The sequence below is a fragment of the Janthinobacterium sp. UMAB-56 genome (assembly GCF_900095265.1).
Lineage (GTDB): Bacteria > Pseudomonadota > Gammaproteobacteria > Burkholderiales > Burkholderiaceae_D > Janthinobacterium.
Genome location: NZ_LT607659.1, coordinates 1 through 12,307, shown reverse-complemented (window position 1 = coordinate 12,307; position 12,307 = coordinate 1). Strand labels below are relative to the sequence as shown.

The 12,307-nt window shown below is 60.8% G+C and carries 12 protein-coding genes and 1 pseudogene; all 13 read left to right on the top strand.

All coding sequences use genetic code 11. The features are described 5' to 3' along the window. On the top strand, nt 1-1,325 hold a 1,325-nt coding region (locus K0F85_RS16490), incomplete at its 5' end, for a hypothetical protein (RefSeq protein ID WP_219117073.1). Continuing rightward, entirely contained in the window at nt 1,325-1,543 is a 219-nt protein-coding gene (locus K0F85_RS16485) for a hypothetical protein (RefSeq protein WP_219117072.1), read from the top strand. The genes K0F85_RS16490 and K0F85_RS16485, both read left to right, overlap by 1 nt. A gap of 1 nt (nt 1,544) precedes the next feature. Then, nucleotides 1,545-2,060 (top strand): DnaT-like ssDNA-binding protein, encoded by a 516-nt coding sequence (locus tag K0F85_RS16480; RefSeq protein ID WP_219117071.1) that lies wholly within the window; start codon nt 1,545-1,547, stop codon nt 2,058-2,060. Continuing rightward, nucleotides 2,057-2,428, top strand: coding sequence for a hypothetical protein (locus K0F85_RS16475; RefSeq protein WP_219117070.1), 372 nt, complete (start codon nt 2,057-2,059; stop codon nt 2,426-2,428). Before K0F85_RS16480 ends, K0F85_RS16475 begins: the two co-directional genes overlap by 4 nt. 3 nt (nt 2,429-2,431) lie before the next feature. Continuing rightward, nucleotides 2,432-2,806, top strand: a complete 375-nt coding sequence (locus tag K0F85_RS16470) for a hypothetical protein (protein ID WP_219117069.1) — start codon at nt 2,432-2,434, stop codon at nt 2,804-2,806. Continuing rightward, complete coding sequence (locus K0F85_RS16465) at nt 2,806-3,315, top strand: hypothetical protein (RefSeq protein ID WP_219117068.1); 510 nt, start codon at nt 2,806-2,808, stop codon at nt 3,313-3,315. Before K0F85_RS16470 ends, K0F85_RS16465 begins: the two co-directional genes overlap by 1 nt. Further along, the gene (locus K0F85_RS16460; protein WP_219117067.1) at nt 3,312-3,713 is read left to right on the top strand and encodes a phage tail terminator-like protein; all 402 of its coding nucleotides are present in this window, start codon (nt 3,312-3,314) and stop codon (nt 3,711-3,713) included. The genes K0F85_RS16465 and K0F85_RS16460 overlap by 4 nt, the downstream gene beginning before the upstream one ends. A gap of 66 nt (nt 3,714-3,779) precedes the next feature. Beyond that, nucleotides 3,780-4,985, top strand: coding sequence for a phage tail tube protein (locus K0F85_RS16455; RefSeq protein WP_219117066.1), 1,206 nt, complete (start codon nt 3,780-3,782; stop codon nt 4,983-4,985). A 45-nt stretch (nt 4,986-5,030) separates the two neighbouring features. Further along, nucleotides 5,031-5,537 (top strand): BRO family protein, encoded by a 507-nt coding sequence (locus tag K0F85_RS16450; protein ID WP_219117065.1) that lies wholly within the window; start codon nt 5,031-5,033, stop codon nt 5,535-5,537. Nucleotides 5,538-5,660: 123 nt separating this feature from the next. Further along, nucleotides 5,661-6,134: a hypothetical protein gene (locus tag K0F85_RS16445; RefSeq protein ID WP_219117064.1), complete on the top strand. Its 474-nt coding sequence runs from the start codon at nt 5,661-5,663 to the stop codon at nt 6,132-6,134. 131 nt (nt 6,135-6,265) lie between these two features. Beyond that, nucleotides 6,266-6,481: a hypothetical protein gene (locus K0F85_RS16440; RefSeq protein WP_219117063.1), complete on the top strand. Its 216-nt coding sequence runs from the start codon at nt 6,266-6,268 to the stop codon at nt 6,479-6,481. Further along, nucleotides 6,481-12,126: a phage tail length tape measure family protein gene (locus K0F85_RS16435; protein ID WP_219117062.1), complete on the top strand. Its 5,646-nt coding sequence runs from the start codon at nt 6,481-6,483 to the stop codon at nt 12,124-12,126. The genes K0F85_RS16440 and K0F85_RS16435 overlap by 1 nt, the downstream gene beginning before the upstream one ends. Then, a pseudogene (locus K0F85_RS16430) lies at nt 12,123-12,307 on the top strand (hypothetical protein); the annotation flags it as partial. The gene K0F85_RS16435 and the pseudogene K0F85_RS16430, both read left to right, overlap by 4 nt.

The window sequence follows — 12,307 nt, the reverse complement described above, 5'->3', positions numbered from 1 at the left end:
GATACACAGGCTATGACGCCGCAGGCAATATCACAGGCGTCACCAGCCGTACTGGCCAAGCCGAAATGCTGCAGTGGTCGCCGACGGTGGCGACCACGCACGAAATAAAACTGACGACGTTCGCCACCGGCGCGCGTGTCAAGGATCTGCGGGGGCGAATCGGCCTATGGGTCTATGTCGATAACCTCCCGGGCTACGAGCCAGGTGGTACGCCGATCGGCTCCATCGGTATGACGCTGACCACGGACGCCGGCGCGGCGAACACCAATGCCTTGACGGTCGGATTTAACAGCAATCAGGTCAGGGAAGGCTGGAATTTCTTGAAGTTCGTGCAGCGCGACCCGGCCGCCTACGTGACCGGTTCAGGCGTTACCGAGTACCACCCGTTCGGTGTGCTGGCAGGCGCCTACGGTACCGGCGCCGCCGCGAACATCCGCGACGCGGCAATCACCGGTATGAAGATCGACCTGTCGGGCATGGCAGGCGCCAACATCTACTTCGACTCGATCTGGACCGACTTCGACTCGCAGGCGCAGATCGTGCTGGGCACGGATTCAGTGGGAGCGGATATGCCCACGTACTACCTGCCCATTTTCGACGCGTATAACTGGAAAGGCTACGTCGCGGTGCCGAAGCGCATATGGGTTAGCGGCGACAAGGTGGTCAGCGACTGGACCGGCATCAATCCTTGGCTGAAGCTGGCCTATGATGCCGGCTGGGAATGCATAAACCACAGCACCAACCACCTGGGTGGCGCTGATGCGACAGGTACGATCACATCGCCATCGGCCATTGCATACGAAGTGGTGCCCGTCACCGCGCTCTACCTGAACAGCGGTATGACGCGCGGCCTAGAGTTTTACGCGTCGCCCCAGTCGTCAACTAGTCGGCTGTCCGAAAAGGTGATCAAGGGCACCGGCATCAAAATGCAGCGGCACGCTCGCAAGATCAATATCACGGTTACCCCATGGGGCATCGATAACCCGCACCACGTGGGCGCTTGCGACTGGGGCAGCGCTACTGCCGGCGGCATCTCGAAGATCACGGGCGGCGTGACCGGCTCGATCGCGGGCTGGCAGAGGGCCAGCCAGATCAACCGCATGACCGACGTCATCATCGCCTACGGTGATACCTGGTTCCCGTTCTGGCATGGCGTCACAGGCCTGGGCGACACGGGCAGTGGCGAAGATCCTACGGGCGACAATCTGCTGCTGATGAAGTCGGCATTTGAGAAAGCCTGCGCATACATCCGCCAGCAGCAGCTGGCCGGGAAGGTGCGCATGTGCGACGGCTTCACAGGTTTTTACTACGGAACGGGGCAGTGATGAAAATTGACGATATTGAATGGCGCGACTACTGCTGCGGCGATGCCTGCCAGTATGCCGAGGTAAAAACGAGCGCAGGTACCTTGCAGATCAAGACCAGTCACGATGCCGGCGATCTGTCTTACCTGGTGCGGCGCTACGGCTTGGATAACATGTCTATCGATGCCGGGTACCTGCCTATGACCGAAGCACAGTTGTCCATCGCGCTGGGAGCCTGACATGTCCATCGTGATCGAAACTGGCGCCGGCCTGGTCGACGCTGAATCCTATGCCAGCGTCGCCGCGGCTGATGCGCGCTGCGCCAGCCTGGGCATCACTGCCTGGGCGGCGCTGGCCGAAGCTGACAAAGAGATTGCGCTGCGCAGGGCCACGCTTTTCATGGTCACCTACCGCACCCGCTGGGCCGGCCGCCGGGTGCATCAGCACCAGGCACTGGACTGGCCGCGTTACAACGTGGCAGTCGACGGCTTTATCCTGCTCAGCACCATCGTGCCTGCGGAAGTAGTCAATGCTTGCATCGACTTGGCCGTGCGCGCCGGGAGCGGCGAGGATCTGCTGCCCGACCTCGACACTGGCTCGAACGCCATCAAGAAAGACAAGACTGGCCCGTTGGAAACCGAGTACTTCCAGAACACCACGGATGCGCGCGAGCGCTTCGTGGCCGTGGATGCGCTCCTTGCTCCTTATTTCGGCTCGGCAGGCGGCGGCAATTCGATAAAGGTGACACGAGCATGAGCGCATATCCGGCAGTGAAGATCGACGGCTGTTTCGTTGCTGACAACACCTACCGCGATGGCGGCAAGGTATGGATCGTCACCAACCTGATCGCACGCGCTAAGGACTTGGTGCCGTTCGACCTGCCGCTGGCGGCGATTTACTCCGGCAGCGAGGTCTGGACCCCTGTCGGTTCGGCCTACGGCATCGCGCACCACGTGCGCCGCGCGCTGGACGTCAACACCGAGTATCCGATCATTCTGTGCCAGCAGGGCTTCATCATGGACGGCTGGCATCGCGTGCTGCGTGCCCTGATCGACGGCAAGACCACGATCAAGGCCGTGCGCTTCGTGGAGACGCCGCCGTATGACTACTTGAAAGCGCCATAGGCTATGACCGACTACAGCAAGACCGCTGCGCGCGCCGACCAGTCCCTGCGCCGCAAGGGCGGCATCGTGGTGCTGCGCCAGGTAGTTACCGGCGAGTACGACCCGGACCTTGGCGCCGCGCCCAGCGCAACCTCGGGCCACGAAGGCACGGGCGTGAAGATCGCCTACGAGGCCGAGAACATCGACGGCACGCTGATCCAGGCGGGCGACCAGAAGCTGCTGCTGTCGCCGCTGCAGCGCAACGGTGCGCCAATGCCGACGCCGACCGTTTCCGACCTGGTGATGATCGGCGGCGTGGCCTACACCATCGCCAATGTCGGCGACCTACAACCGGTTGATGTCAGCCTGTTATTTACTTTGCAATTGCGGGGTGTGTGATGGCTGGCAAATCATTCTCGCTACAAATCGCCGAGTTCATCGCCAAGACGAAAGAAAATGTCGATTTTACGGTTAGAGAGACTTTGCATAAACTGGATGAGAAAATTGTCGCGCGTTCACCTGTTGGGGATACCAAAAAATGGCTCTCATTAAGGCCGTACTCTACATGGAAGAGGGGCAAAAAGAGCGGTAAAGTAAAGACAATGCTAAAGGGGCCGGCGGGCTATGTTGGAGGAAGATTCAGATCAAATTGGCAATTATCCGTCGATGCGCCTGCGACTGGCGTGCTGGGCTTCGTTGCCACTGATGTGGCGGCCGCCATAGCCGCCCATGGCGCAGTACTTAAGGGCGCCAAGGCAGGGCATATTTACTATCTTGTCAATAATCTGCCTTATGCCATTCCCTTGGAAAACGGGCACTCTAAACAAGCGCCCATTGGGATGGTTGGAATTACCGTCATGGAATTTCCATCCATCGTGAATGAAGTCGTCGCAGGCATTAAAAAATGAGCCAACTGAAAATACGCGCGGCGCTGGAGGCGGCCCTGGCCAGCATCAAGCCCGACATCGACACCGCATGGCAGAACGCGCCATACAAGCCAGTGACCGGCCGGGAATATCAAGCCGCATACTTGTTGCCGGCGGCGCCGAACAACCATTCCATGGGTGACGGCTCACGCCAGGAGCGGGGCATCTTCCAGATCAACCTGATGTATCCGTCAGGGCAGGGGAGTGCGACCGCCGCCGCGCGCGCCGAGATGATCGCCGCCCTGTTCCGGCGCGGGGCCAGCTTCACCAAGGGCGACGTGACCGTGCAGATCGAGCGCACGCCTGAAATTGCCGACGGCCGCGAAGATGGCGACCGCTGGATGGTGCCGGTGAAGATCCGGTACTTCTGCAACCTGTAACCCGCATTACCCCACACAGATCGCCTCGGCGGTCTTTTTTTTCGACCAAAGAAAGGCAATCCCACCATGACCACAGCAAACGGCATCGACAGCCTGCTCGTTATCGGCAAGCAAACAGCGGAAGGCACGAAGGCGCTGGCCGCCGCCGGCCGCCTCTATCCGCGCGTGACCGCGACGTTCGACACGGACGCCGACAAGTACTCGAGCAATGAGATTGACCCCAGCCAGCAGCAGAGCGATACGCGCCTGGGCAACTTCCGCACCTCCGGCGCCATCAAGGGTGAAGCTAGCTGCGGCACCTACGCCGTGCTGCTTGCCGCGCTGCTGCGCCGCGACTTTACGGCCGGCGGCGTCACGGCAGCGCAAAACACCATCGCATCGGGCGCAACGGGCCTGACGCGTAGCGCCGGCTCGTTCCTGGCCGACGGTCACCGCGCCGGTACCGTCGTGCGCATCGGCGGCTTCCTGACCACCGGCACGGCCAACAACGGCAAGAACTTCTTTATCACCTCGGCCACCGCGCTGAAGCTGACGGGCCAGTTCATGGACGGCAGCGCCATGACGGTGAAGGTCGAAGGCGACCCGGTGACCGTAACCGCCACCGGCAAGCGCAGTTTCACGCCGCTGAGCGGGCACAGCACGGACTGGTTCACGGCCGAAGTGCAGGATCCGGGCATTGCCGTAAATCGCTGCTTCATCGACCAGCTGGTGAGTAAGGTCGATATCGCCGTGCAGCCGAATGGCATCACGAGCATGGACTTCACCCTGATGGGCAAGCTGGAAGGCGCGACCACGCCGGCCGCCTACTTCAACGCGCCCGCCGCCACGCCTGGTACCGGCAAGTTTTCCGGCGCCACTGCGATGCTGTCGGTCGCCGGCATCCCGTCGCAAATTTGCACGGGCATGTCGCTGTCGTTGGACGGCCAGGTCAAGATCGATCCCGTGATCGGCTCCAAGTTCGCCACGGCCGCCTCGCGCGGCAAGGTGCTGGGCTCGGGGCAATTCACTGTCTTGCTGCAAGACTCCGTCTACATCGACTACTTCAAGAACGAGACGGAAATTCCACTGGCGTACGCCATGGCGGCCAGCACGGCGCCGCTGGCCGAGGTGATGACCATCGCCATGGGCCGCATCAAGATCACCAGCGCCAAAGTCGATGATGGCGAGAAAAACAAGATTGTCACGTGTGCGTTCGATGTGCTTCGCTATCAAGGCACCGATGCGCAGTTCGAATCCACCACGATTGCCTTCCAGGACACAAGCCTGGTTTAACCCTTTGCCCGGCCACGCGCCGGGCTTTCCATGAAAGGCTCTGCCATGCATGAATTGAAATTCAATAACCACAACTTTGCCTTAGTCGAGCACGACGGCAAAACCTGGCTCAGCGCCGCTGATATCGCCGTTGCCCTGGGTTACAAACGAAGCGACCAGGTTTCGCGGATTTTTGAGCGTCACGAGCGTGAATTTTCATCCTCGATGACGACAGTTTTTCAGGCCGTCAGTTTGGGACGTGGCGCGCCGCCGTCCGATATCCGGCTATTTAGCTTGCGCGGTGCCCACCTTGTTGGCATGTTTGCGCGAACATCGAATGGAGTGGCGTTTCGGCGTTGGGTACTCGATCAGCTTGAACAGGTGGAGCGCCAGGCCGTGCCACAGCACTCGCTGATGGTCGAGTGGTTCAAGGCGAAAGCTGCCGCCGACGATCAGGATCGTTTTGCCAGTATGTGTGGCAAGGGCTTGAGCGAGCACAAGACGCGCAAGCCACCGCTGGCTGAGCGGCTGAACCAAATCAGCAACCAGATTCAACCATCACTGCTTTCCTGACCCGGCCACACGCCGGGTTTTCTTTTTGGTGCAAGCCAACCCCAGCACCGACCGGTCGCTGTCGCCTTCGTGGGCTCGGCGGCCGGCACGGGCATTGTTTATTACCCACGAAAGGCACTACCCATGAACACCACCCAAGCACCTGCAGCCCTGAACGCCGCTCAAGCCATCGCCGTCGCAGGCTTTGACATTGCCAACCTGTCCGCGCCAGCCGCGCGCGTGACCTTCGACGTGCCCGTCATCTTCGATGCCGACGGCGAGCCCGTGGCCGGCATCAAGATCGTCGGCAAGAATTCCGACGAGTACCGCAAGGAAAGCCACGCCGTGCGCGCCGAGGGTTACAAAAAGTCGGCCAAGCGCAAGACGGCCATCGACGCCTCCACCGACGAAGGCGCGGATCAGCTGGTGCACGTCATCGATGACAACCAGAAGCGCCTGGCGCTGGCCGTGGCCGTCGACTGGTATGGCTTCACCAGCAACGGCGCGCCCGTCGCCTTCGACAAGGGCATGATCGCCGCGGCGTTCGACAAGTACCCGACCTGGCAGGACCGCGTGACGGCCGCCCTGGAAAACGACGCCAATTTTTTGAAGGTCTGATCCAGGCCCTGCTGCTGTACGCCGATCACCTGTTTGATCGAGCGGCAGCGGCAGGTGATGGCAATGCCAAGGGCGACCACCTGGACACCGCCCGGCAAAACCCGCTGTATCGCGCACCTGAGGCGCCGGCCGTGCCGCAGCTGCCGCACGAGTTGGAATATTTGTGGACCTGGTTCACGCAGCTGAGCCAGAAACGCCAGTGCGGCATGGCCGTCAATGCGCTGACCAGCGCTGAGATTCTGGCTTGGCAGGCGCGCCACCAGGTGCGCTTCGATCCGTCTGAAGAGGCAGTCATTGATCGCCTCGATGCGCTGTTTCTCCATCACCAAAACAAGAAGGACAAATAATGCCTGATATTGCTGCTCTTGGAATTTCCATGGATGCTCGCCAGCTGGAGCAGGGCGCCCAGGCAATGGACCGCCTTGGCGCCGCCAGCGAGAGTGTCGAAAAGAAGGTCGACAGCGCGACGACGGCAGTTGAAAAGCTTGGCAAGGCCAGCGCCGATGCAAAAGGAAAAACTGCGGAAGGCGCAGCCGCCGTTGATGCGGTCGGCGAGGCCGGCGCGCGCGTGGTGCAAAAAGTGGAGGCGGCAACCACCTCCATCGACGCAATGGGCGCCAGCGCCACACGTATCCGCACAGTCTTCCTCGGTGGCAGCAACACGCTCGACGGCTTCATGGGCGCATCGATGGGCGTATGGCGTAGCAGTGAGGCGGCTGCCGCCGGGATCGATAGCCTCGGCGCGGCTACGGAGCGGACCTGGAAGAAGCAAGCCGATTACAACGGCGCGATGGCCGACACTACCCGCCTCATGCGCCAGGCTGCTGAGTCCGCACGCACGCTGGAGGAGTCAAATCACAAGATGCTGGTGCAGTTGCAGCGCGAGATTGACACGTTCGGCATGGCGCGCGGTGAGTTGGAGCGCTATCGCGCTGCCGAGCTCGGCCTGGGCAATGCCGCTCAGGTCAAAGCTGCGGCGCTGGGCAATAGTATTGATGCCATGCATCGGGAGGAGCGGGCTGCACGTGATGCGGCTGGCGCGCAGGATCGCGCAGCCCAAGCTGGCGACCGCTTTATCAAAAGTTTGCAGGACCAGGTGGCTACCTTGAGCATGACCACCCAGCAGCTACAAACCTACCGCGCCGCTCAGTTGGGCGTTTCCGACGCTGCGGCACCGCTGATCAATAAGCTGGCCGAGACGGGCGAGGGCGCTAAGAAGGCCGGCGGGCACATGGAAGGCTTCAGCTTCCAGTCCGCCAGCGCAAAACGTGAGTTGCTCGTGCTTGCCCACGAATTGAGCCAAGGGCAGTTCAGCCGGTTCGGCGGCTCGATGATGGTGCTGGGCGAGCAGACCGGTGCCGCAGGGCTGCTGTTTAGCGCTGCCGGCTTGGCTGCCTTGGGCTTGGCAGCGGCCATCGGCACAGTGGTTTATGCAATGTTCAAAGGCGCAGGTGAGCAGCGTGAAATGAATAACGCGCTTATCTCGACAAACAATTATGCCGGCCAGACAAGTGATCAATTGCATGAAATGGCTCGCGCCGCGACTGCCGCCGGCGGCAGTATCCGCGAGGCAAAAAAGGTTGTGATTGAATTGGCGGGGAGTGGAAAATTCACAGGCGACCAAATTGCGTATATCACCGATGCGGTTATTGCGCTTGAGCATGCCGGCAGTAGCACTGTCAAGAAGACCATTGCCGAATTTGAATCCTTAGCCGTGCAAATGACTGGCAATGGAGCTCGTTCGACCGAGGCGATTACCCGAGCCGCATTGAAGCTGGACGATACATATCACTTTCTTACTATCGAAGTATTCGCGCATATTCGTGCACTGGAAAAAGAGGGGGATCAGAAGGCTGCATCTGCGCTTGCAACGAAAGAATTTGCGAAGGCAACCGAAGACGGTGCCAAGCAAATGATTGAAAACCTCGGCTACCTGGCACGTGGATGGCACGGCGTTACTGAGGCCATCGGAAATGCTATCGACAAACTTGGCGAGTGGGGTGCGCGAGAAACCGAGGCATCGAGGGTGAAAAAAATCCAGACTGAGATTTATCAAATTGACAGTGGATCATATTCCTCCATTCATGGTGGTGATCGCAATGCCTACGATCAGAAAACCTTGGCCATGATTCGTCTCGATCTAACCAAGCAACTTACTGTTGCCGAGGAGGCGCTAACCGAGGCGAAGAAAAAGGCCACGGCTCAAGGCGATGAGCAGCAGAAAAAATCAGCCCTGATGCATGACATGCAGCGCATGCAGGCGGCCGACGATAGGCGCAGGGAAGAATCTCTCGGCCGTCTGAATGTCGAACTGAATAAAAACAAGCGAACTGTGCAGGGCCTGGCCGACTTGAAATCGGACGATCCACTCATCAAAGCGTTGATCACGCCCGAAGCCAACGAGGCGCGCCGCCTCGCCACCATCAAGGAATTCTCCAAAAAGCCCACCGCCACGAAGGTCAATCAGGTCGAGAACACCGAAATGGCGGATCGCTTGGCGCGCGTCCAGGATGACGTGAATGCCGAAAAGGCCATGATCGACCAACTGGCCAAGTATAACGAGATGTTCCATAAGGCAGGCCGCGTGGGCGACGAGGAATATTTTAAAAACAAGCGCGATTATGCTAATGCTACCGCCGCCGAGGAAATCGGTGGCTATACGGTGCAGATTGCCGCCTTGCGCGCGCATCACAGCGCAACGGAAGCCGAGGCCGCAAAGCATGCCAAGCAGATCAATGACCTGATCGGTAAACGCGCGGCTGCGGAGGCGCAATCGGATAGGGCGATCCAGTTGCTCGATGCGGAAGAAATGCTGCGGAAGGAGGCTATCGGCGAGGCATCTGATGCTGCAATCAATAAGTACATTTCTGGGTTGAGCCAGGAAGCGCAAAAGATCGAAGAGGCAAATCGAGGCCGGGAAGTCTCGCGCGGCTCCATCGAACGCGAGGCTGTAGCGCAGCTGGACCTGGCCATCGCATACCAGAAGCAGTTCATGGCCGGCCAGGCCGCAGCCGGAGCAACGGACGCCGAACTGGCCCAAGCACCTGCCATCCTGAAATATCTGGAAGACCAGCGCGCGGCGCGCTCACGCCTGGCCCAAGGGCTGGACGCGCAAAGCGATGCGAAGCATATGGAAAACCTCGCCAACCAGGCCATCAAGGACTGGGATCGCGCAGGCAAATCTATCGCTGACAGCCTGTCCACGGCATTTGGCAGTGGTGGCAAGGCGATTGGCCAAATGTTCAAGGCCTATAGCGAAGGCATTGCTGGGCAGTTGCGCGCGCAAAAGGAACTGCGCGAAGCGAAGAAGCTAAGCGACGACAACCCTGACAGGATCGCAGCCATCAACCGCGCTCAGCTGTCGGGCGCAACGGCACAAATCAAATCCTATGCTGATATGACGACGGCGGCGCAGGGGTTCTTTAGCGAGGGATCGAGGGGATACCAAGCCATGGCAGCAGCATCGCAGGTGATGCATGCGGCCGAGGTTGCTTTGACGGTAGTGAAAGGGATTAATGCCGTGCTGACGCAAGGCGAGGGCGACCCGTACACCGCTTTTGGTCGTATGGCAGCCATGGCTGCAGTCGTGGCAGCCCTTGGCGTTGCTATCGGCGGCGTGAGTGGGTCGGACACGACCGCCAAGGACCGCCAAGCCGCCACCGGTGTTGGTTCGATCTTGGGCAATTCCAACCTGGACATCAAGAATGGCCCTCTTGGTGCGAAATCGGAATCGATCGCGCACAGCCTGGCCATCATGGAAAAGAATTCTGGGCTGGGCCTGGTGCACACCATTTCGATGGACGCCTCGCTCAAGCAGATGGTGGCCGGCATCGGTAACCTGGGCAACCTGCTGGCGCGGTCTGGTGTGACTGCTGCTGGCGGCGGCGCTGCAGCGGGGGTGCAGACCGGCACTGCTACGCTCGGGGGCGGCGTCGGCAAAGCGGCGTTCGCCGGCCTTGGCGCCTATGGCGGCGCATTGGCGGGTGGTGCAGTTGGCAGTGTTTTGACGATGGGCACCATCGGCGCGGCACCGACACTGTTAGGTGCCATAGGCGGCCCTATTGGCATGGCTGTAGGCGCCGTGCTGGGTTCGTTGCTTGGCGGCGTCGTGTCGAAGTTATTTGGCACCTCGACCTCGATCAAGGACCAGGGCATCACCGGCAAGGCCATGTCGCTGGGGAATGTAGATGCGCTGGGCTTTACGGCCCAGGCCTACGCCGACGTCAACACCAAGAAAAAGGCGTTCGGCATCAGCTATAGCAACAAGGACAGCACCAAAACGGCAGCGCTGTCGGATGAAATGAACGACCAGTTCACGATGATCATTTCCAGCATGGGTGACACCATCCGCAGCGCGGCCGACGTGCTGGGCCTGGGTGGCGCCGCGTTCAACGCCAAGCTCAATACCTTTGTGGTCGATCTGGGCAAGATCAGCCTCAAGGATTTGACTGGCGAGGAGCAGCAGAAAGCCCTTGAAACGGCCTTTTCCAAGCTGGGCGACGACATGGCCAAGTTCGGTGTTGCCGGCCTGCAGCAATATCAGGCGGTGGGGGAGGGTTACCTGGAGACGCTGGTGCGCGTCACCAACGATTACGTGCAGGTGTCCGACGTGCTGGCCGTGCTGGGCAAGTCGTTCAACACCACCGGCCTGGGGGCGGTGGCGCTGAGCGAAAGCCTGATCGCTGCGGCCGGCGACCTTGATAAGCTGACCAGCGGTACCGGCTTCTTCGTCGAAAACTTCCTGACCGAAGCGGAGCGCATGGCGCCGATCACCAAATCGGTGAACGATGCCATGGGCAAGCTGGGTGTATCGGGCGTGACCACGGTCGACCAGTTCAAGGCCTTGGTGCTGGCGCAGGATCTGAACACGGCCGCTGGCCAGTCCATGTATGCGCAGCTTATCGCTATCGCTGAGCCGTTCAAGAAGGCCGCCGACTACGCAGCCGAGCTGGCGGCAGCCACTGGCGAGTATGCCGCAGTGGCGAAAACGGCATCCGAGATCGCCAGCGAACGCCGCGACCTGCAGCAACAGCTCAACGAATTGACGAAAAGCGAGACGGAACTGCTGGCCATCCAGCGCTCCAGCATCGCCGCCGTCAACCGTGCGCTGTTCGACCAGGTACAGGCGACCAAGGCGGTGGTGACGGCCAAGGACGTGCTGGCAAAGGCTTACGACAGAGAGGCAGCAGCGGCCCAGACGGCGCTGGACAAGTCGAAATCGTGGGTGACAACGCTCAACAGCCTGAACGCCAGCCTGGCCTTGGGCGCCCAGTCGACGCTGACGCCGGAGCAGAAATACGCCGAGGCGCGCGCCCAGTTCGAGAAAACCCTGGCTGCGGCCAATGCCGGCGACACGACGGCGCAATCCGGCCTGTCGGCTGCCGAGCAGGCCTTCTTGACAGCTTCCCAGGTAGTCAACGCCTCCGATGCCCGTTACGCGGCTGATTACGCCCGCGTGGTGGCGGCCAACAGCGAGGCGCTGAAATGGGCCTCGGCCCAGGTCGACGTGCAGCAGGCCAGCCTGGATGCCCTCAAGGCCCAGGTATCGGGCCTGATCACCATCAACGACAGCGTGCTGACGGTGGCGCAAGCCATTGCCAACCTGCATGCGGCGATGGGCACGGCGCCCGGCCTGGGCGTGCAGTTCGACGGCTCCCATGCCGGCGGGCTGGCCAACGTGCCGTTTGATGGCTACGCGGCCGAGCTTCACCGCGGTGAAGTGGTGATGGATGCGCCAGCTGCAGCGGCCATGCGCCGCTACTTCGGCGGCGCCCCAAACCAGGGCGGCGGCAATACGGATGCGCTGCTGGCGGAAATTAAGCTGCTACGCGCGGAAGTGGCTGCGCATCGAGCCGACCAGAGCAAGCAAACCGGCGCCGTGGTCCAGGCTACCGTCGAATCGAACGACAAAGCAGCAAAAACGGTTGTGGCCGGTGTTGATAAATCTGCCAAGGCATCTGCCTGGGCGAAGCAAGTGGAGTACTCGCAATGACAGACGCGCAATTTTTGGCATGGCTGCAAAGCTCGTCGGCCACCCGCATGGTGCTGATCGAGGTGCAGGTCAATGTGGCGGGGGCCGAAGTGACGAGGTTTATCTCCTCCTGGCCGTATGTCACCGGCCCGGCTGACCTCCCGCCCAACGTCGAGTACTTGCCGCTGGCCACTGGCGGGCT